This is a genomic window from Microbacterium candidum (genome assembly GCF_030315975.1).
GTDB classification, from domain to species: domain Bacteria; phylum Actinomycetota; class Actinomycetes; order Actinomycetales; family Microbacteriaceae; genus Microbacterium; species Microbacterium candidum.
In genome coordinates, this window is the sequence record NZ_JASXSZ010000004.1 from 373286 (window position 1) to 393259 (window position 19974).

Consider the following 19974-nt stretch of genomic DNA (forward strand, 5'->3'; position numbering starts at 1 on the left):
TCAGCCGGCCAGGAGCCCGCCGATGATGGCGTCCACGGTGCGTTCGGCGGCGGCTCGCACGGCGGTGGAGGGCGTGCCGCGGAGCGGGCCGCGGAGGGCGAGCAGCGCGAAGCCGTGCACCGCCGACCAGCACGGCCACTCCGCTCCGGCGCGTGCGGACGCGGCCAGCGCACCGTCGGCGACCAGCCCGTCGAGGGCCTCCACGAGCGAGGCGAGCGGAGCTGGAAGCTCGCCGTCGCCTCGCACGGGGATCTCGGAGAACGCGACGTCGAACCATCCCGGCTCGGCCAGCGCGAAGCCGATATAGCCGAGGCCCACGGCGCGCAGGCGGTCACGCGCCGGGGGGAGTGCCGCATCCGTACGCTCCGCCACCATGCGTTCGGCCATGTGCTCTTGGATACGGGTCGCGACGGCGACGAGGAGCGACTCGCGATCCGCGAAGTGCCGGTAGGTCGCACTGGGTGAGACGCCCGCGACTCGGGCGACATCGCGCAGCACGAGCGCGGACGCGCCGCCGGCGCGGGTGAGTGCAAGCCCGGCGTCGATGAGCGCCTCGCGCAGGTTGCCGTGGTGATAGGTCGCCCGGGCGACGGCCGGCTGCGGCATCCAGAGCCCCCTGTTGCGTGTCGGAGCCGATGTGTACGCTGTTCACATTACCGCGGATCGAAGGAGAAGATGATGACCACCGCACTCCCGCCCGTCGTCGATCGCGACTCGTGGAAGCAGCAGCTCGATGAGCTTCGCGTGCGTGAGAAGGCCGCGACGCGCGAGCTCGACGCGATCGCCGCACAGCGCCGACGGCTGCCGATGGTGAAGATGCCGGAATACGTCCTCATGAGCAAGGACGGTCCGGTCAGCCTCGTCGACCTGTTCGACGGGAAGTCGCAGCTCATCACCTATCACCACATGTGGCACGACGGCGCCGAGTGGCAGTGCCAGGGGTGCACCGGCTCCACGGCGCTGTACACGCGGCTCGAATTCCTCGAGCCGTACGACGCGCGCTTCGTGATCGTGACGCAGGGGGAGATCGGCGCCGCGCTCGCCTACAAGGAGAAGGTCGGCAACCGCATGGAGTGGTACTCCACCGCGGGCAGCGACTTCGGGGCCGATGTGGATGCGCCGAAGGACGGCGGATTCGCGTACAACGTGTTCCTCCGCGACGGCGACGACGTCTATCGCACATGGCACACGACCGGCCGCGGGGCGGAGCAGCTGCAGTTCTCGTTCGGTCTCATGGACATCCTTCCGTGGGGCCGTCAAGAGGCCTGGCAGGACGTCCCGGAGGGCTGGCCGCAGGACGACGCATACAGCCGCTGGCCGTCGTCGAAGACCATCGCGGAACGCTACGGCGCGAAATAGCCTGGAGGGCATGGAGCACCGGATCTTCACCACGACCGTCGCGTCGGTCTATCCGCTGTATGTCGCGAAGCTCGAGCGCAAGGGCCGCACGCAGGCAGAGCTCGACGAGGCGATCGAGTGGCTGACCGGCTTCGACGAGCCGGCGCTGCGGCGCGAGCTCGACGAGGAGTCGACGTTCGAGGAGTTCTTCGCGGATGCCTCCCTCAACCCGAACGCCTCGCTCATCACGGGTGTCGTGTGCGGCGTGAAGGTGCAGGAGATCGAGGATCCGCTCATGCAGAAGATCCGCTACCTCGACAAGCTCGTCGACGAGCTCGCCAAGGGCAAGGCGATGGAGAAGGTGCTGCGCAGACCCCTTCCCGAGAAGGCCTGAACGATATATCGTTATATATCGCTGGGCCTCACGGGAGGCTCGCCCGAGGAGGTCCTCATGAACGGTTCCTTCGACTCCGGCTTCGGCCGTGGGTTCGGCTCCAACTTCGGCTCCGGATCGGGCGGACCGGGCGGTCCGAACCCGTGGGAGTTCCTCGACCAGCTGCGCTCGATGTTCGAGCAGCGCACGTCGACGCCCCGCATGGCTCGCGGTGACGTGCGCACGGCGGTGCTCTCGCTGCTCGCCGAGCAGCCCATGCACGGGTACCAGATCATCTCCGAGATCGAGCAGCGCAGCGGCGGATCGTGGAAGCCGAGCGCGGGCTCCGTCTACCCGACGCTCCAGCTCCTCGCCGACGAGGGGCTCATCGAGGCCACCGAAGCGGACGGGCGCAAGACGTACGCGCTGACGGATGCCGGGCGGGATGCGGCCGAAGAGGCCGCGGGCCGCGCAGCCCCGTGGGAAGCGCAGCGGTCGTCCGGAATGGGCGCGCTGCCGAAGGCCGGCATCGAGCTCGCGCAGGCCGCCGCCCAGGTCGGGCGCACCGGTTCGCCCGAGCAGGTGGCGGAGGCCGTGGCGGTCCTGGAAGAGGCCCGCCGCAGGCTCTACAGCATCCTCGCGCAGGGGTGACCGGGGGCGCGCGCTATCGGCGCATCCTGCGGTTCGCGGCCCGCTACATCGTGGAGATGTGGTGGTACGAGCTCGTGCTGCCGCGGATCGGGTTCGCGGAGCATGCGAAGAAGACCCGCACGGCCCGGCTGACGCGCATCGCGCAGCGCTTCCACGTGCTGGCGGTCGCGCTCGGCGGGCTCATGATCAAGGTGGGGCAGTTCCTGTCGTCGCGCCTCGACGTGCTGCCGCCCGCGATCACCGACGAGCTCGCCGGGCTCCAGGACGAGGTCCCGGCCGTCCCGTTCGCCGAGATCCGCGCGCTCGCGGAGGCCGAGCTCGGCGTGCCGCTCGTGGACATCTTCGCCTATTTCGACGAGGAGGCGGTCGCGGCCGCATCCCTCGGTCAGGCGCACCGCGCGCGCCTGATGACGCTGGATGCGGGCTTCGACGAGGTGATCGTCAAGGTGCAGCGTCCGGGCATCTCGGACATCGTCGAGATCGACCTGTCCGCGCTGCGCCGCGTGGCGGGATGGCTCAGCCGCGTGCGCGTCGTCGCCGACCATGTCGATCTGCCCTCGCTCGTCGAGGAGTTCGCCGCCACGAGCCTCGACGAGATCGACTATCTGAAGGAGGCGGCCAACGCGGAGTGCTTCGCGGACGACTTCGCCGGAGACGCCCGCGTGGGCGTGCCGCAGATCGCGTGGGAGCGCACGACACGCCGCGTCCTGACGCTGTCGGACGTGACCGCGATCAAGATCAGCGACGTCGGGGCGCTGAAGGCTGCGGGGGTGGACCCGAAAGCGGTCGCGCAGACCTTCGCGCAGGTGATGTTCGAGCAGCTGTTCGACAACGGCTTCTTCCACGCCGATCCGCATCCGGGCAACATCTTCGTGATGCCGCTCACGGACGGCGGGTTCCGGCTCGACTTCATCGACTTCGGGATGATGGGGGCCGTTCCCGACGACCTGCGCACGGGCCTGCGGCGACTCCTCGTCGCGATCGCGTCGCGCGACGGGCGCGGTCTCGTGGACAGCATCCGGGAGGTCGGCGTCCTCCTGCCGTCCGCCGACACCACCGAGCTCGAACGCGCCGTGACGGAGCTCTTCTCGCGCTTCGGCGGGATGGGCTTCGCGCAGTTGCGGGAGGTCGACGAGCGCGAGTTCCGCGACTTCGGGCGCGAGTTCGGCGAAGTGGTGCGGGCGCTGCCGTTCCAGCTGCCGGAGAACTTCCTCCTCGTCATCCGTGCGATGTCGCTGACCTCGGGCGTGTGCAGCACGCTCGACCCCGACTTCAACATCTGGGATGCGGTCGAGCCCTTCGCCTCGCGACTCCTCGCGACGGAGGGGAGCCGTGCGATCGGTGACCTCGTCGGCGAAGCCGGGATGCTGGTGCGCCTGCCCAAGCGCCTCGACGGCGCGATCTCGCGGCTCGAGGAGGGACGGGTCTCCGTCTCGGTGCCCGCGGTCGACAAGCGCCTCGCGCGGCTCGAACGGATGGGGCGCCGCATCCTCTGGGCCGTCGTCTTCGCGGGTCTCCTCGTCGCCGGGGCCGTGCTGCTCCCGTCGACTTTCGGGATCGTCCTCATGTCCGTGTCGGTGATCCCGCTCGTGCTCGCCCTCTTCGGCGGCGGAAGGCGGTAGCGTCCCGAGGTATCGACTTGCGGCGAATGGCGGGAATCGCCGAGTCGATACCCGCCATTCGCCGCAAGTCGGCGTCAAAGGGGCGAGGCGAGCGCGTCCTCCGCAAGCCACGTAGGATGCTTCGGTGCCCCGCGTCGTCTCCGCCGAAATCGATCTCGAGACGGCCGCATCCGTCGACCTGATCTTCCAGATCGCGACCCGCGCGGATGTGCCTCTCGAAAGCGAATCCCTGACCTTCAGCCAGGACATCGAGCCCGTCGAACTCGTCGCCGCCGACGGCACCCGGTTCCACCGCATCCGGAGCTTGGAAGGCCCTCTCGAAGTCCGCTACCGGGCTGTCGTCGAGACGCAGGACGCCCCGACCCGGACGCCCGAGCTCGAGCTCATCCCGTATCTCCGCCCGAGCCGATACAGCGAGTCCGACATCCTGTTCCCGCAGGCGCGCCGCGAGTTCCGCGGCCTGTCCGGCGCCGAGCTCGTGATCGCCGTCACGGACTACGTCGCCGACACGCTGGCCTACACGCGTGGCGCCTCCTCCGGCACCGACAGCGCCGTCACGATCCTGCCGAAGGGCCAGGGCGTGTGCCGCGACTACGCGCACTCGGTCGTCGCCCTCCTGCGCGCGATGGACGTCCCCGCCCGCTACGCCGCGTGCTACGCGCCCGGGCTCGTCCCGATGGACTTCCACGCCGTCGCCGAGGCGTGGGTGGACGGCGCCTGGCACGTCGTGGACGCGACGCGGCTCGCGAACCGTCACGGTCTCGTCCGCATCGCGACAGGGGTGGATGCGGCGGCCTGCGCGTGGCTGAGCTACCACGGCGGGGCGGTGTCGCTGAAGCGCCTGCGCGTCGATGCGCAGACCGATGCGCCGCTGGATCACGACGATCACTCGGCGCTCATCCAGATCGCCTGAAGCCTGCGCCGTAGACTGGACCGCCTATGGGACCCGAACAGCTCTCCGCCGCACTCCTCGCCGTCATCGCCCCGCTCGCGGAGGCGCGACGCCCCGGTTCCAGCGAGGGCCTCACGGCCGCCGACCTGCCGCTCGAGCGTCCCAAGAACCGTGAGCACGGCGACTGGGCCTCCAACGCCGCCCTGAAGCTCGCCAAGGTCGTCGGCGCGAACCCGCGCGAGTTCGCGGGCGAGATCGCGGCGGCGCTCGTCGAGACCCCCGGAGTCGCGGGCGTCGAGGTCGCCGGACCCGGCTTCATCAACATCCGGCTGGATGCCGCGGCCGCGGGCTCGCTCGCGAAGCAGATCGTGGATGCCGGCACCGCCTTCGGCACGAACGACAGCCGCGCCGACGAGGTCATCAACCTGGAGTTCGTCTCGGCGAACCCGACCGGCCCGATCCACCTCGGCGGCACACGCTGGGCGGCCGTCGGCGACGCGATCGCCCGCATCCTCATGTCCCAGGGCGCCCAGGTCACGAAGGAGTACTACTTCAACGACCACGGCGTGCAGATCGATCGCTTCGCCCGGAGCCTGGTCGCCGCGCACCGCGGCGAGCCGACCCCGGAGGACGGCTACGGCGGCGCCTACATCGGCGACATCGCGCGCCGCGTCGCCCTGGCGTATCCGGGCGACATCGACACGCTCGACCCCGCCGCGCAGCAGGAGGCCTTCCGCGAGCTCGGCGTCGGCTTCATGTTCGCCGAGATCAAGCAGAGCCTCCACGAGTTCGGCGTCGACTTCGACGTGTACTTCCATGAGAACGAGCTGCACGACTCGGGCGCCGTCGAGCGTGCTGTGGCGCGCCTGCGCGAGCTCGGCCACATCTTCGAGCTGGACGGCGCCACGTGGTTGCGCTCGACGGAGCTCGGGGATGACAAGGACCGCGTCATCATTAAGTCCGACGGGCAGGCCGCGTACTTCTCCGGCGACCTCGCGTACTACCTGAACAAACGCGAGCGCGGCTTCAACCGCTGCATCATCATGCTGGGCGCCGACCACCACGGCTACGTCCGGCGTCTGATGGCGATGTGCGCCGCGTTCGGCGACGAGCCGACCGTCAATCTGCAGGTCCTCATCGGCCAGATGGTGAACCTCGTCAAGGACGGCCAGCCGATGCGCATGTCGAAGCGCGCGGGCACCGTCGTCACCCTCGAGGACCTCGTCGAGATCGTCGGGGTGGATGCGGCGCGCTACGCGCTCACGCGCAGCTCGACGGACTCGAACCTCGACGTCGACCTCGACGTGCTGCAGCGCCGCACGAACGACAACCCCGTCTTCTACGTGCAGTACGCCCACGCGCGGACCCACAACGTCGGACGCAACGCGGCCGCATCCGGTGTCGACCGCTCGGAGTTCGCCCCCGAGCTGCTGGACCACGAGACCGAGTCGGCGCTCCTCGGCGCCCTCAACGAGTTCCCCCGCATCGTCGCGTATGCGGCCGAGGTTCGCGAGCCGCACCGCGTCGCGCGCTACCTCGAGGAGCTCGCCGGGCTCTACCACCGCTGGTACGACAACCGCCGCGTGATCCCCCTCGGCGACGCTCCCGTGGAGCCCGTGCACCGCACGCGCCTGTGGCTCAACGACGCCACCGGCCAGGTGCTGCGCAACGGCCTCGGCCTTCTCGGAGTGAGCGCCCCCGAGCGCATGTGACGGCCATGGACGAGCGCGACGAGCGACCGCCCGCTGACGGATCCGCGGGATTCGTCATCCCTCCGCGTCCGCCTCTGCCTCCGCGCCCGCCCATTCCGGCCGGTCCGGGGGATGCGGCGGACGTGCCCGAACCCGTCGATGCGGATCACCCGACGATCCCCATCGAGCGGATCGGGACGGATGCGGCATCCACGGGCGGCGCGGAAAGCGCCTCTCCGACGCGTGATGCCGGCGCCGGCGCTCCTGCGTGGGCCGGACACGATGCGACGGCGCGCCAGCCGATCGTGCCGGCGGAAGCAGGGCCGGCAACGGGGGACGCGGCATCCGGGCCTGCGGAATCCGCCGCCGAGCCGGAGGCGACGACCCTCCCGCTTCCCGTCGTCGGCGCGCCCCCGTCCCCGCCGGAGACCTACGTCCCGACGGCCGGCGCGCCCCCGAAGCCGCCGAAGGCCCGTCGCCGTGGTCGTGCGGCCCTCATCTGGACGCTCGCAGTCGTCGTGGTCCTCGGCATCGCCGGCACGATCGGGTGGTTCGCGGGCGAGGCGTGGGCCGAGAAGGCGGTGACGTCTGCGGTCCAGCAGCAGACCGCCAAGGCGCTCGGCATCTCCGATCCGCAGACCGTCAAGGTGGGCCTCACCGACCCCGTGCTGCCACAGGTCATCGCCGGCACCCTCACGACCCTCGACGTCGCAGCGCCCAACATTCCGATTGGCGGCGCCAGCGGCACCGTGACCCTCCACGCCACGGGCGTCCCGACCGGCGGAGGGCAGCCCTCGAGCGCCACCGCATCCGTCTCGATGTCGCCTGACGCCGTCACGACGCTCGCCGGGTCGCTGGGCGACACCGTCCCGGGCTCGCTGAAGGTCTCGGGTTCCAACCTCACGGTCACGCTCAATCCGGCGCAGTTCCTCAGCAAGGTGACGGTCGTCGTGACATTCACGCCCTCGGTGGCGAACGGCGAGCTCGTACTCACCCCGTCGGCGTTCCAGGTCGGGAAGTTCGAGATGTCGGCCGACACGATCCGCCAGCGCTTCGGGGGGCTCGCCGCAGGCATGCTCGCGCCGCGCACGGTGTGCGTCGCATCGGCCTTCCCGAAGGGTCTCACCCTCAGCGGCATCCACCTGTCGCAGCAGACCGTCGTCGCGGACTTCTCCGTCGATCCCGGCATCGCGACCGATCCCGCCCTGCAAGCGAAAGGCACCTGCGGATGAAGAAGCCCTGGATCTGGATCGCGAGCGTCGGGGGCGTCGTCGTACTCGCCGTCGGCGCATGGTTCGCGGGGGAGTGGGTCGCCTCGCAGATCGTGACGTCGACCGTTCGCGAGCAGGTCATCGAGACCCTGGCGCTGCCCGCCGACCAGCAGATCGATGTGGCGGTCTCCGGGGCGGTGCTCCCGCAGCTGATCGGAGGGACGATCGATGACATCACGGTGTCGTCGCAGAACGTCACGGTCGGGGAGTTCACCGGCGACGTGAGCGTGCACGCGACCGGCGTCCCGACGCGTGGCAGCGGCGACATCGAGAGCGCGACCGCCACCGTCACGATCGACGAGGCCGAGCTGCAGCGGCTCCTCTCGACGGTGAAGGGCTTCCCGGCCGACACCGTCGGGCTCGCCGAACCCGACGTCACGATGTCGAAGACACTGAACCTCCTCGGGCTCTCCGTTCCGGTGGCCGTGGGCCTGACACCGAGCGCGCAGGACGGGAAGCTCATCCTCACCCCCGACTACGTGAAGGTCGCCGGAGCGCAGCTGTCCGCCGCCGATGTGAAGAGCAGATTCGGGGATGCGGCATCCGCCGTCGTGCGCGACTGGCCGGTCTGCATCGCGCAGTACCTGCCCGCCGGCGTGACGCTCACCGACGTCGCCGTGACGGGGAACGAGCTGGTGACGCATTTCGCGATCGACGGTGCGATCGCGCACGACAAGTCGCTCCAGGAGAAGGGGACCTGCGCCTGACGGGGCACCGCCGGGCGTGCCCTAGACTTTCAAGAACCCCCGGAGCGCGAGCGGCCTCGCCCGGCGCTCACACACGCGCCGCGCAGGACCTCGCTGAGACACTTCATCGATTGGCCCTTCACCCGTGACCGCGTCCCACCGTCCGCTGGTTCCGACCTGGCTCGCCGTGCCGCAGTCCGCCGATGGAAGCCCCGACGCGAACGGTCTCGCACCCGTCGTCTGGCCGGCATCCGCCGCCCGCGACGACGAAGGGGAGCTGTACATCGGCGGGGTCGCGACCTCCGAGCTGCGCGAGCGCTTCGGCACGCCGCTCTACGTCCTGGATGAGGCCGAGGTGCGCGCGCACGCCGCCCGCACCCGTGACGCGTTCCGCGCGGCGGTCGCGCGCCGCGGGGCCAAAGCGCGCGTCTACTACGCGGGCAAGGCGTTCCTGTCGACGGAGGTCGTGCGCTGGGTCACCGACGAGGGTCTGGCCGTCGACGTGTGCAGCGGGGGAGAGTTCGAGGTGGCTCTCGCCGCCGGCGCCGACCCGTTCCACATGGGCTTCCACGGCAACAACAAGAGCGTCGCCGAGCTCGAGCGCGCCGTCGAGGTCGGCATCGGCTCGATCGTCATCGACAGCCTCATCGAGCTCGAGCGGCTTGCCGCGATCGTCGAGCGCCGGGGAGCTGTGCAGCCCGTGCTTCTGCGGGTGCGCAGCGGCGTCCACGCGGAGACCCACGACTTCCTGGCGACCGCCCATGAAGATCAGAAGTTCGGACTGTCGCTCGTCGACGCGCCTGACGCGGTCGCCCGCATCCGTGAGATCCCGGGCCTCGTCTTCATGGGTCTCCACTGCCATATCGGCTCGCAGATCTTCGGCTCGTCGGGCTTCACCGAGTCCGCGTCGCGCCTCGTCGAGGTGCACGCCGCGCTCCTCGAGGGCGGAGACGTCCCGGTCCTGAACCTCGGCGGCGGCTTCGGCATCGCGTACACGTCGGTCGACGACCCCGAGCCGATCGAGCAGCTCGCCGACGGCATCGTCGACGCGGTCGCCCGCGAGTGCGAAGTGCGCGGCATCCCGGTGCCGAACCTCGCGTTCGAGCCGGGTCGTGCGATCGTCGGCCAGGCCGGGGTGACGCTCTACGAGGTGGGCACGGTCAAGCCCGTCGTCGTCTCCGACGACGTCACGCGCCTGTACGTGAGCGTCGACGGCGGCATGAGCGACAACGCCCGCCCCGCCCTCTACGGTGCGCAGTACTCCGCCCGGCTCGCATCGCGCACGAGCGATGCGGCTCCCGCCCTCGTGCGCGTGGTGGGTCGTCACTGCGAGTCAGGCGACATCGTGGTGGATGCCGAGTATCTCCCCGGCGATGTCGCCCCGGGCGACCTCCTCGCCGTCCCCGCCACTGGCGCCTACTGCTTCTCGCTCGCGAGCAACTACAACTACACGCCCCGTCCTCCCGTCGTCGCCGTGCGCGGCGGCGAGGCGCGGGTCATCGTCCGCGGGGAGACGGTCGCCGACCTGCTCGCCCGCGACCTCGGCGTCGTCGCCGCAACGGAAGGTGAGAAGTGACCGATTACCGTCGCCTGCGCGTCGCGCTCCTGGGAGCCGGCGCGGTCGGATCCCAGGTGGCCGCGCTCCTGCTGCGCCATGAGGACGAGCTGGCCGACCGCGCCGGCGCGCGTCTCGAGCTCGCCGGCATCGCCGTGCGCGACGTCGACGCGCAGCGTGACGTCGACCTTCCGCGCGAGCTGTTCACGACCGATGCCGAGTCGCTCATCGTGGGCTCCGACATCGTGATCGAGCTGCAGGGCGGCATCGAGCCCGCGCGCACCCGGATCCTGCAGGCGATCAACTCGGGCGCCGACATCGTGACGGCCAACAAGGCGCTGCTGGCGACCCACGGCACGGAGATCTTCGACGCCGCCGACCAGGTGGGCGCACAGGTCTACTACGAGGCCGCTGCCGCCGCCGCCATCCCGATCATCCGGCCGCTGCGCGACTCGCTCGCCGGCGACCGCGTGCAGCGCATCATCGGCATCGTCAACGGCACGACGAACTACATCCTCGACCGCATGGACACCGAGGGCGCCGAGCTCGCGGACGTCCTCGCCGAAGCGCAGCGCCTCGGCTACGCGGAGGCGGACCCCACCGCGGACGTCGAGGGCTACGACGCCGCGCAGAAGGCCGCGCTGCTGGCGAGCCTCGCGTTCCACACCGCGGTGCCGCTCGAGGCGGTCCACCGCGAGGGGATCCTCGGCATCGACAGGGCGATGATGGATGCAGCCCGTCACGCCGGCTACGTCATCAAGCTCCTCGCGGTGTGCGAGCGCCTCAGCGGTGCGAGCGACGTCAGCGCGTCGGGCGAGGCCATCTCGGTCCGCGTGTACCCGGCGCTCATCGCGCGCACGCATCCGATGGCCAACGTCCGCGGCGTCAACAATGCCGTGTTCGTGCAGGCCGAGGCCGCCGGCGATCTCATGTTCTACGGCGCGGGCGCCGGCGGCGTCCAGACGGCATCCGCCGTCCTCGGCGACGTCGTCTCGGCCGCGCGCCGCCACATCGCCGGCGGCGTCGGCGTGGGGGAGTCGACGAGGGCCAACCTCCCCGTCCTCCCGATCGGCCGTGTCGTCACGAGCTACCAGATCACGCTGGAGGTCGACGACCTCCCGGGCGTGCTGGCGGCGGTCGCCGGCATCCTGTCCGAAGGGCGCGTGTCGATCGCGACCCTCGAGCAGACCCTCGCCCCCGGCGACGGCGCCCGTGCGCGCCTCGTCATCGGCACCCACAAAGCCCTGGAGCAGGACCTCAGCGAGACCGTCGACCGGCTCGCAGAGAGCGACGTCGTCGAGCGCGTGGTCTCGGTCATGCGCGTGGAAGGAGACTGACATGGCACATGTCTGGCGCGGAGTCCTCCGCGAGTACGCGGATCGTCTCGGGGTCACCGAGACCTCCACGGTCGTCACCCTCGGCGAGGGCGGCACGCCGCTCCTGCCGGCCCCGGCGCTCTCGCGCCGCACGGGTGCGGACGTGTGGGTGAAGTTCGAGGGCATGAACCCCACCGGGTCCTTCAAGGACCGCGGAATGACGGTCGCACTCTCCCGCGCGATCGACCACGGCGCGAAGGCCGTCATCTGCGCTTCCACGGGCAACACGTCGGCCTCGGCCGCCGCGTACGCGGCCCACGCCGGCATCACCGCGGCCGTCCTCGTGCCCGAGGGCAAGATCGCGATGGGCAAGCTCAGCCAGGCCGTCGCGCACGACGGGCGTCTCATCCAGATCCGCGGCAACTTCGACGAGTGCCTCGAGATCGCGCGCGAGCTCGCCGAGAGCTACCCGGTGCACCTCGTGAACTCGGTCAATCCCGACCGCATCGAGGGCCAGAAGACCGCGGCGTACGAGATCGTCGAGCAGCTCGGCGACGCGCCGGACTTCCACTTCATCCCGGTCGGCAATGCCGGCAACTACACGGCGTACACGCGCGGCTACCGCGAGGAGGCCGAACGCGGCATCTCGACGCGGGTGCCCCGCATGTTCGGCTTCCAGGCCGCAGGCTCCGCCCCGCTCGTCCGCGGCGAGATCGTGAAGAACCCGGAGACGATCGCGACCGCGATCCGCATCGGCAACCCTGCGTCGTGGCACCTCGCCCTCGAGGCGCGGGACGCGACCGACGGCTGGTTCGGCGCCGTGGAGGACGACAAGATCCTCACCGCGCAGAAGATCCTTGCCGCCGAGGTCGGCATCTTCGTCGAGCCGGGCTCCGCTGCGAGCGTCGCCGGTCTCCTCGACCGCGCCGAGGCGGGCGTCATCCCCGCCGGCGCCCGCGTGGTGCTGACGGTCACGGGCCACGGTCTCAAGGACCCGCATTGGGGCCTGCGCCAGACCGACGGCACGCAGGCGGAGCCGACGGTCGTCGACGCCTCGACCGGCGAGGTCGCATCCGTCCTCGGACTCGTGCCCGGAGCGCTCGCGTGACACCCGCCGCCGGGCGCCGGGTGGTCGTGCGCGTCCCCGCGACGAGCGCGAACCTCGGCCCCGGCTTCGACACGCTCGGGCTCGCCCTGAGCGTGTACGACGAGCTCACCGTCACGGCGCTGCCGGAGGGCGAGCTCGTCATCGAGACGGAGGGGGAGGGCGCCGACTCTGTCCCGCTCGACGCCTCCCACCTGGTCGTCCGCTCGATCGCCTACGCCTACGAAGCGGCAGGCCGACGGATGCCGGGGCTCCATCTGCGCGCGGTCAACGTGATCCCGCACGGCCGCGGTCTCGGCTCGTCCGGTGCCGCCGTCGTGTCGGGGCTCCTCGCCGCCAAGGGCCTGCTCGAGGGCGACGTCGAGCTCGGCCCGGACACCCTCCTGCGCCTCGCGACCGAGATCGAGGGCCACCCCGACAACGTCGCCCCGGCGCTGTTCGGCGGCCTCACGATCGCGTGGGTCGACCAGTTCGGTCCGCAGCACAAGAAGCTGCTCGTGCACCGCGGCGTCTCGCCGCTCGTATTCGTCCCGAGCTTCACGATGTCGACCGAGGTCGCGCGAAGCCTGTCGCCCGAGCACGTCACGCGCGAGGACGCGGTGTTCAACGTCTCGCGCTCCGCGCTGCTGATCGCCGCTCTCACCCAGAGCCCCGACCTGCTGCTGGCTGCCACGGAGGACAGGCTCCACCAGAGCTACCGCGCCGCGGCGATGCCGGAGACCGACCGCCTCGTCCGGGCGCTCCGCGACGCGGGGTTCGCCGCCGTGGTCTCCGGGGCGGGTCCGAGCGTGCTCGTCCTCGCCGACGGGCCGGGTCAGCGACTCGCGGCGGCGGATGTCGCCGCATCCGTCGTCGACACCCCGTGGACCCCCTTGATGCTGGCCGTCGACTTCAAGGGTGGTACAGTGAGGGTGCACGCGGAGGATGCCACCGACTAGGTGAATCTGCCCTCCGACGCAGTTCTGCGAATCGTTGCATAACCCCGCGCCCGGGCCCCGAGGCCAGTTTGCGCATGCCGTTTTCCGCGGCGCTCCGCACGATCGTGCAGTTTCCATTCGTTTCACATAGGGAGAACTCGTGGAGTCCATCTCCGAGATCCACAACGACGGCGTGCCCGCCGCCGACCGCGCCGAAGCGGCCGTCGAGGGCGAGACCGTCGAGGCGACAGAGATCGCCGAAGACATCCAGCCGGACGCCGAGGAGATCGCCGCCGTCGCGGTGACCGCCGAGACCGCCGCGGAGGAGCTGGCCGTGGAGGCCGTCGTGGCCGAGGCCGCTGCCGAAGAGCTCGTGGCCGAGGGCGACCTCGTCGCCGCGGCAGAGGCGGAGTTCGTCGCCGAAGAGCTCGCCGAGGAGGCCGTCATCGCCGAAGCGGTGGCCGAGGCCGCCGAGGAGGCCGTGTTCGAGGTCGCCGCCGGCGAGGCCGCAGTCGTCGCCGAGCCCGCCGCTGAGGTCGTCACCGAGGCGCCCGTCGAGGTCGCCGTCGAAGAGGCGCCGGTCGAGAAGCCGGTGAAGGCTCCGCGCAAGCGCGCCCCGCGCCGGGCGAAGAGCACCGACGTGCCCGCCGAGCCGGCCGCGGAGGTCGCCGCAGAGGCGCCTGCCGACACCCCCGCGGAGGCTGCCCCGGCCGAGGTCGCCGCCGAGACGGCCGCTGAGATCGCCGAGACGAGCGCCGAGTCCGTGGAGGCGCCGGCCGACGAGTCCGCCCAGCAGGCCGAGGCGACCGAGGCGCCGGCCGACGAGGCCGCCGCCGAGACCCCGTCGCGCAGCCGTTCGCGCAGCCGCAGCCGTTCGCGCGGCCGCGGCCAGCAGGCGCAGGAGCAGGGTGAGGCATCCGCCGAGGGCTCTGACAAGGCGGAGGCCGAGGCGCAGCCGCAGGCCCAGCAGAACCAGAACGGCCCGCAGAACCAGAACAACCAGGGCCAGAACGCTCAGCAGGCGAACAGCCGCAACCGCCAGCGCAACAAGCGCCGTGGTCAGACCGGCGGCCCGTCCGACGAGTTCGAGACGGAGATCGGCGAGGACGACGTCCTCATCCCGATCGCCGGCATCCTCGACGTGCTCGACAACTACGCGTTCGTCCGCACCTCCGGCTACCTGCCCGGCCCGAGCGACGTGTACGTCAGCCTCGGCCAGGTGAAGAAGTACAACCTGCGCAAGGGCGACGCCGTCGTCGGCGCCATCAAGCAGCCGCGCGAGGGTGAGCAGTCCGGTCGGCAGAAGTACAACGCGCTGGTCAAGGTCGACGCCGTCAACGGCCTGTCGGTCGACGACGCGGCGACCCGTGTCGAGTTCGGCAAGCTGACGCCGCTCTACCCGCAGGAGCGCCTGCGCCTGGAGACCGCGCCGGAGAAGCTGACGCAGCGCATCATCGACCTGGTCGCTCCGATCGGGAAGGGCCAGCGCGGCCTCATCGTCGCGCCCCCGAAGGCCGGCAAGACGATCGTCCTGCAGCAGATCGCCGACGCCATCGCGAAGAACAACCCCGAGGTCCACCTCATGGTCGTTCTCGTCGACGAGCGCCCCGAAGAGGTCACCGACATGCAGCGGAGCGTCCGCGGCGAGGTCATCGCCTCGACGTTCGACCGCCCCGCGGAGGACCACACCACCGTCGCCGAGCTCGCCATCGAGCGCGCGAAGCGCCTCGTGGAGCTCGGCCGCGACGTCGTCGTGCTGCTCGACTCGATCACGCGCCTCGGCCGGGCCTACAACATCTCGGCACCGACGTCGGGTCGCGTGCTGACCGGTGGGGTGGATGCATCCGCCCTCTACCCGCCCAAGCGCTTCTTCGGCGCGGCGCGCAACATCGAGAACGGCGGATCGCTCACGATCCTCGCCACCGCGCTCGTCGAGACCGGCTCCAAGATGGACGACGTCATCTTCGAGGAGTTCAAGGGCACCGGCAACAGCGAACTGCGCCTGTCGCGTCAGCTCGCGGACAAGCGCATCTTCCCGGCCGTCGACGTCAACGCGTCGAGCACGCGGCGCGAGGAGATGCTCCTCAGCCCCGACGAGGTCAAGATCACGTGGAAGCTGCGTCGCGCCCTCGCCGGCCTCGACCCGCAGCAGGCCCTCGAGGTCGTCCTCGGCAAGCTCAAGGAGACGCAGTCCAACGTCGAGTTCCTCGTGCAGATGCAGAAGTCGATCCCGACGCCTGTGCGCGAGAGCCATGCCGGCGGGCACAGCCACGCGCACGACAACAGCATCCGCTGATCCTCGGTCCCTGAGCCTGTCGAAGGGTCGTCGTGTTCGAGTCCGTCCAGTCGCTGATCGACGAGCACAAGGCCGTCCAGGAGGAGCTCTCCGACCCGGCCGTGCACGCCGACGCGGCACGTGCGAAGCGCGTGAACCGTCGGTACGCCGAGCTGTCGAAGATCGTGCACGCCCACGAGGCGTGGCTCGCGGCCTCCGACGACCTCGACGCGGCGCGCGAGCTCGCCCGTGAGGACGACGCGTTCGCCGCGGAGGTCCCCGTGCTGGAGGAGCAGCTCGCCCAGGCGCAGGAGCGCCTGCGGCGGCTGCTCATCCCGCGCGACCCCGACGACGCCCGCGACGTGATCATGGAGATCAAGCAGGGCGAGGGCGGAGCGGAGAGCGCGCTGTTCGCCGCCGACCTCCTGCGGATGTATCTGCAGTACGCGGCCTCGAAGGGCTGGAAGACCGAGATCCTCGAGCGCAACGAGTCCGACCTCGGCGGCTACAAGGACGTCCAGGTGGCCATCAAGGGCTCCGGCTCCGACCCCGCGCAGGGCGTGTGGGCGCACCTCAAGTACGAGGGCGGCGTGCACCGCGTCCAGCGGGTTCCGGCGACGGAGTCGCAGGGCCGCATCCACACCTCGACGACGGGCGTCCTCGTCTTCCCCGAGGTCGATGAGCCCGACGAGATCGAGATCAATCCGAACGACCTGAAGATCGACGTCTTCCGCTCGTCGGGCCCGGGCGGGCAGTCGGTCAACACGACCGACTCCGCGGTGCGCATCACGCACCTCCCGACCGGCATCGTCGTGTCGATGCAGAACGAGAAGTCGCAGCTGCAGAACCGCGAGGCGGGCATGCGCGTCCTCCGCGCGCGTCTGCTGGCGCGGCAGCAGGAAGAGCTGGATGCAGCGGCCTCCGACGCGCGCAAGTCGCAGATCCGGGGCATGGACCGGTCCGAGCGCATCCGCACGTACAACTTCCCGGAGAACCGGATCGCCGACCACCGCACCGGGTACAAGGCCTACAACCTCGACCAGGTGATGGACGGCGCCCTCGAGCCCGTCATCGATTCGGCGATCCGCGCCGACGAGGAGGAGCGGCTCGCCGCCCTCGGCGCAGATTCCTGACCCGCACACTGCGCCACCGCATCGAATCCAGCCCGTCCTCATCTCGTTGACTTGCCCTGGATGTACGCGACACGCCGTACGGCCCGTACATCCAGGGCAAGTCAACGAGAGGTGACGTTGCGAGCGTCCCAAGGCACGGGCTGTCAGGTGGCGCGCTGTGGATAAATCGCGCCGGAATTCCGCGGTGCATGCCATGGTCGCGGGATGGAAGATCTCGATAGGGCTTCGGCATTCCGTGCAGGGGTGGCGCTGAAGAGCGGGCTGACCCGCCGCGACCTCCGAAGCGAGCGCTTCGTGCGCCCCTTCAACGGACTCTATTCTGTGCGCCGTCTGCCGCTCCTCTCCGGCGGCGAAAGCGCGGCGGCGGTCCAGCAGGCGAGGATCCTGGATGCGGCCGCGCAATTCGCGTCCTACATGGCCGTGCACGAGTTCTTCTCCCACACCACAGCGGCCCTCGTGTGGGCCATCCCACTGCCGCTGCTCGCCGACGACAAGCTCCACGTGTCGGTCTGCGCTCCGCATCGTGCGCCGCGCGGGGTCGGCGTCCGCGGGCATCAGCTCGCCGGTCGTCGCGTGGAACTCGCAACGCACCCAGGCACAGGACTCCCGGTCACCTCGCCGGCGGCCACGTGGGCGCTGCTCGGCACGATTCTCCGACATCCGTACGATCTCGTCGCCGCGGCGGACGCCCTCCTTTGGACCGACCGTGTCGGTGGCCCGCATGGCGGATCGAAGCGCGCAGCACTGGCCTCCGCGACGACGTTGGAGGATGCGATCCCGTTCCGACGCAAGGGTGCGCTGGCGTTGCGTGAGGCGCTCCCGCGCGTTCGCGCAGGGGCCGCATCCCGCCCGGAGACGTGGCTTCGCCTGACCATTGTGGATGCAGGCATCCCGGAACCCGTGGCCGACCTCGACGTCTACGATGACCGCGGCCGGTATCTCGGGACGATCGACCTCGGATACCCGGAGAGGAAGATCGCGCTGGAGTACGAGGGCGACCACCACCGTACGGATCGGGACCAGTGGAATCGCGATCTCAGGAAGCATCGGGCGCTCATGGCTGCCGGCTGGCATGTCGTCCGAGTGACCTCACAGATGCTGTTCGGGGACACTGGACCGCTTCTCGCGGAGATCCGCCGCGCTATTCGCGCATCATCCCTCCGTTGACTTGCCTTGGATGTACGCCGCGCGCGGCGTGTCGTGTACATCCAAGGCAAGTCAACGAGGTTGGCGCAGGGCGCGCGCTAGGCTCGCGCTGTGATCAGGTTCCTCATCCGCGCCGGCATCTGGCTGGTGTCAGCCTTCCTCGGCCTCGTCATCGCGGATCTGCTGCTGCCGGGCTTCTCCCTGCACTGGAACAACTGGTGGGGCGTCGTCCTCGCCGTCGTGATCTTCGCGGTCCTGCAGAGCGTGCTGGCACCGTGGATCATGAAGGTCGCGACCCGTCGGGCACCGGCGTTCGTGGGTGGAATCGGCCTTGTGTCCACCTTCATCGCGCTGCTGATCGCCGTCATCATCCCCGCAGCCGGAATCGGCATCGACGGCCCGGTCGCCTGGATCGTCGGCACCCTCGTCGTGTGGCTCGTGACCGCGCTCGCCACGTGGCTGCTGCCCGGCATCTTCCTCAAGGACACGATCCAGCAGAAGAAGTCCTAGCCGCCCGACAGCTGCCGGAAGCACCGGGCCGCGAGGTCGACGGGAGCGGACGCCTCGTCGCCCTCCGCCCAGATCTCGAACGCGATGCGGATGGCATCGGTCGCGGCCACCGCGACCAGCCGCAGCGTCAGCGCGTCCGCATCCGGGGCCGCATGCGCGAGCACGGGCAGCAGAGCCGCCTCCGAGGAGTGGTTGACGCGATACCAGACGTCGGCGAGATCGGGATCCTCGACGGTCGCCCGCAGCAGGCCGCGGGTGAGGGCGAGACCCTCGGAATCCGCCTCCGACAGCGTGGCCCGGATCGCGTCCTCGACCGCTGGCCGCAGCGGCGTGCCGACAGGGATGCCGACGAGGTGCGCGCGCCACGCATCGGCGCCGACGGTCAGCAGGGGAGAGACCGCATCCTCCTTCGTGCGGAAGTAGCGGTAGAACGTGCGCAGCGACACGCCTCCGGCCGTCGCGATCTGATCGGCGGTCGTGTCCTGCGCGCCCTGCTCGGTGAACAGCCGGGCCGCGGCGCGCGCGATGTCGAGCTGCGTCGCCGCCTTGCGGCGCTCGGTGAGGGTCGGCGCGCGTTCGATCACGCTCTGAGCGTATCTCGAGTGACACTCTGGCACAACGTGCCAAGTAGGCGTATCGTGTCTTTCAGATCAACGACAACGTCAACGACAACACGAAGGAGAACGAGATGAACCGCTACGAAGGCCGCCGCGTGCTGGTGACCGGTGGAGGCTCGGGCATCGGGCAGGCGACCGTGCTGCGCATGCTCGCCGAGGGCGGCCGGGTCGTCGCCGCCGACGTCAGCGAAGCCGGCCTCGCGGACACGGTCGCGAAGGCGGGGGATGCGGCCGACCGCCTCGGGACGGTGGTCATGAACATCTCCGACGAGCAGTCCGTGAAGGACGGCGTGGCCGCCGCGGTCGCGCAGCTCGGGGGCCTCGACGCGGTCGTGAACGCGGCCGGCATCCTGCGCTCGTCGCACACCCACGAGACCACGCTCGACCAGTTCGAGACCGTCATCCGCGTGAACCTCGTCGGCACGTTCCTCGTCATCCGGGAGGCGATCCCGGCACTGCTCGAGGGCGACGGCGCGGCGGTCGTCAACTTCAGCTCCACGTCGGCGATGTTCGCCCACCCGTACATGGCCGCCTACGCGGCGAGCAAGGGCGGCGTCCAGTCGATGACCCACGCGCTCGCCGCCGAGTATGCGAAGCAGGGCATCCGCTTCACCTCGGTGCAGCCGGGCTCGATCTCGTCGGGCATGACAGACGGCAGCGGGCAGTCGAAGCAGAGCCAGGGCCCGGGCCTTCCGGAGGACGCCGACATGATGCTCTTCATGAAGCTCCAGCCCGCGCTCGGTCAGGGCTTCGCGGGGCCGGAGACGGTGGCCTCGGTCGTCGCGATGCTCGCGAGCGACGACGGGAAGTTCATCACCGGCACCGAGGTGCGCATCGACGGCGGCACGCACTTCTGATCTCGATTCCTTCGACACC

19 protein-coding genes are annotated in these 19974 nt (G+C 70.4%); 17 read left to right on the forward strand and 2 right to left on the reverse strand.

Going from position 1 to position 19974, the window contains the following annotated elements:
- Nucleotides 1–606 (reverse strand): TetR/AcrR family transcriptional regulator, encoded by a 606-nt coding sequence (locus QSV35_RS14050; protein WP_286289408.1) that lies wholly within the window; start codon nucleotides 604–606, stop codon nucleotides 1–3.
- 72 nt (nucleotides 607–678) lie between these two features.
- Here QSV35_RS14050 and QSV35_RS14055 point away from each other — a divergent pair, with 72 nt between their 5' ends.
- The 16 genes from QSV35_RS14055 (at nucleotide 679) to QSV35_RS14130 (ending at nucleotide 18481) form a co-directional block, all read left to right on the forward strand.
- Entirely contained in the window at nucleotides 679–1359 is a 681-nt protein-coding gene (locus QSV35_RS14055) for a DUF899 family protein (RefSeq protein WP_419956844.1), read from the forward strand.
- A gap of 10 nt (nucleotides 1360–1369) precedes the next feature.
- Nucleotides 1370–1732 carry a DUF2200 domain-containing protein gene (locus tag QSV35_RS14060; RefSeq protein ID WP_286289410.1) on the forward strand — a complete coding sequence of 121 codons (363 nt, stop codon included), beginning with the start codon at nucleotides 1370–1372 and terminating at the stop codon, nucleotides 1730–1732.
- A 57-nt stretch (nucleotides 1733–1789) separates the two neighbouring features.
- On the forward strand, nucleotides 1790–2362 hold the full coding sequence (locus QSV35_RS14065; protein ID WP_286289411.1) for a PadR family transcriptional regulator: 573 nt from the start codon (nucleotides 1790–1792) through the stop codon (nucleotides 2360–2362).
- Nucleotides 2363–2418: 56 nt separating this feature from the next.
- Complete coding sequence (locus QSV35_RS14070; RefSeq protein WP_286289557.1) at nucleotides 2419–3984, forward strand: ABC1 kinase family protein; 1566 nt, start codon at nucleotides 2419–2421, stop codon at nucleotides 3982–3984.
- A 124-nt stretch (nucleotides 3985–4108) separates the two neighbouring features.
- Entirely contained in the window at nucleotides 4109–4897 is a 789-nt protein-coding gene (locus tag QSV35_RS14075) for a transglutaminase-like domain-containing protein (protein ID WP_286289412.1), read from the forward strand.
- A gap of 26 nt (nucleotides 4898–4923) precedes the next feature.
- Nucleotides 4924–6588, forward strand: a complete 1665-nt coding sequence (argS, locus tag QSV35_RS14080) for an arginine--tRNA ligase (RefSeq protein WP_286289414.1) — start codon at nucleotides 4924–4926, stop codon at nucleotides 6586–6588.
- A gap of 122 nt (nucleotides 6589–6710) precedes the next feature.
- Nucleotides 6711–7799: an LmeA family phospholipid-binding protein gene (locus QSV35_RS14085; protein WP_286289415.1), complete on the forward strand. Its 1089-nt coding sequence runs from the start codon at nucleotides 6711–6713 to the stop codon at nucleotides 7797–7799.
- Nucleotides 7796–8545 (forward strand): LmeA family phospholipid-binding protein, encoded by a 750-nt coding sequence (locus tag QSV35_RS14090; RefSeq protein ID WP_286289416.1) that lies wholly within the window; start codon nucleotides 7796–7798, stop codon nucleotides 8543–8545. Before QSV35_RS14085 ends, QSV35_RS14090 begins: the two co-directional genes overlap by 4 nt.
- A 124-nt stretch (nucleotides 8546–8669) precedes the next feature.
- A complete protein-coding gene (gene lysA, locus QSV35_RS14095) occupies nucleotides 8670–10100 on the forward strand; it encodes a diaminopimelate decarboxylase (protein ID WP_419956845.1) in 1431 nt (476 codons plus the stop codon).
- On the forward strand, nucleotides 10097–11416 hold the full coding sequence (locus QSV35_RS14100; RefSeq protein WP_286289417.1) for a homoserine dehydrogenase: 1320 nt from the start codon (nucleotides 10097–10099) through the stop codon (nucleotides 11414–11416). Before lysA ends, QSV35_RS14100 begins: the two co-directional genes overlap by 4 nt.
- Nucleotide 11417: 1 nt before the next feature.
- Entirely contained in the window at nucleotides 11418–12503 is a 1086-nt protein-coding gene (thrC, locus tag QSV35_RS14105) for a threonine synthase (RefSeq protein WP_286289418.1), read from the forward strand.
- Nucleotides 12500–13438, forward strand: a complete 939-nt coding sequence (gene thrB, locus QSV35_RS14110) for a homoserine kinase (RefSeq protein ID WP_286289419.1) — start codon at nucleotides 12500–12502, stop codon at nucleotides 13436–13438. Before thrC ends, thrB begins: the two co-directional genes overlap by 4 nt.
- A gap of 139 nt (nucleotides 13439–13577) precedes the next feature.
- Complete coding sequence (rho, locus tag QSV35_RS14115; protein WP_286289420.1) at nucleotides 13578–15713, forward strand: transcription termination factor Rho; 2136 nt, start codon at nucleotides 13578–13580, stop codon at nucleotides 15711–15713.
- A gap of 32 nt (nucleotides 15714–15745) precedes the next feature.
- Nucleotides 15746–16825, forward strand: coding sequence for a peptide chain release factor 1 (gene prfA, locus QSV35_RS14120; RefSeq protein ID WP_286289421.1), 1080 nt, complete (start codon nucleotides 15746–15748; stop codon nucleotides 16823–16825).
- Nucleotides 16826–17068: 243 nt separating this feature from the next.
- On the forward strand, nucleotides 17069–17992 hold the full coding sequence (locus QSV35_RS14125) for an endonuclease domain-containing protein (protein ID WP_286289422.1): 924 nt from the start codon (nucleotides 17069–17071) through the stop codon (nucleotides 17990–17992).
- A 90-nt stretch (nucleotides 17993–18082) separates the two neighbouring features.
- Nucleotides 18083–18481 (forward strand): phage holin family protein, encoded by a 399-nt coding sequence (locus QSV35_RS14130; RefSeq protein WP_286289423.1) that lies wholly within the window; start codon nucleotides 18083–18085, stop codon nucleotides 18479–18481.
- Here the strand turns inward: QSV35_RS14130 and QSV35_RS14135 are convergent.
- Nucleotides 18478–19065, reverse strand: a complete 588-nt coding sequence (locus QSV35_RS14135; protein WP_286289424.1) for a TetR family transcriptional regulator — start codon at nucleotides 19063–19065, stop codon at nucleotides 18478–18480. The genes QSV35_RS14130 and QSV35_RS14135 overlap by 4 nt on opposite strands.
- Before the next feature lie 104 nt (nucleotides 19066–19169).
- Here QSV35_RS14135 and QSV35_RS14140 point away from each other — a divergent pair, with 104 nt between their 5' ends.
- A complete protein-coding gene (locus QSV35_RS14140; protein WP_286289425.1) occupies nucleotides 19170–19955 on the forward strand; it encodes an SDR family NAD(P)-dependent oxidoreductase in 786 nt (261 codons plus the stop codon).
- The last annotated feature ends 19 nt before the right edge of the window (nucleotides 19956–19974 follow it).

Excerpts from the sequence above, each read along its gene's own strand:
- QSV35_RS14090 (WP_286289416.1), top strand. The coding sequence starts at position 7,796 with ATGAAGAAGCCCTGGATCTGGATCGCGAGCGTCGGGGGCGTCGTCGTA.
- argS (WP_286289414.1), top strand. The coding sequence starts at position 4,924 with ATGGGACCCGAACAGCTCTCCGCCGCACTCCTCGCCGTCATCGCCCCG.
- thrC (WP_286289418.1), top strand. The coding sequence starts at position 11,418 with ATGGCACATGTCTGGCGCGGAGTCCTCCGCGAGTACGCGGATCGTCTC.
- QSV35_RS14060 (WP_286289410.1), top strand. The coding sequence starts at position 1,370 with ATGGAGCACCGGATCTTCACCACGACCGTCGCGTCGGTCTATCCGCTG.
- QSV35_RS14065 (WP_286289411.1), top strand. The coding sequence starts at position 1,790 with ATGAACGGTTCCTTCGACTCCGGCTTCGGCCGTGGGTTCGGCTCCAAC.
- QSV35_RS14055 (WP_419956844.1), top strand. The coding sequence starts at position 679 with ATGACCACCGCACTCCCGCCCGTCGTCGATCGCGACTCGTGGAAGCAG.
- QSV35_RS14070 (WP_286289557.1), top strand. The coding sequence starts at position 2,419 with ATGTGGTGGTACGAGCTCGTGCTGCCGCGGATCGGGTTCGCGGAGCAT.
- QSV35_RS14140 (WP_286289425.1), top strand. The coding sequence starts at position 19,170 with ATGAACCGCTACGAAGGCCGCCGCGTGCTGGTGACCGGTGGAGGCTCG.
- QSV35_RS14050 (WP_286289408.1), bottom strand. The coding sequence starts at position 606 with ATGCCGCAGCCGGCCGTCGCCCGGGCGACCTATCACCACGGCAACCTG.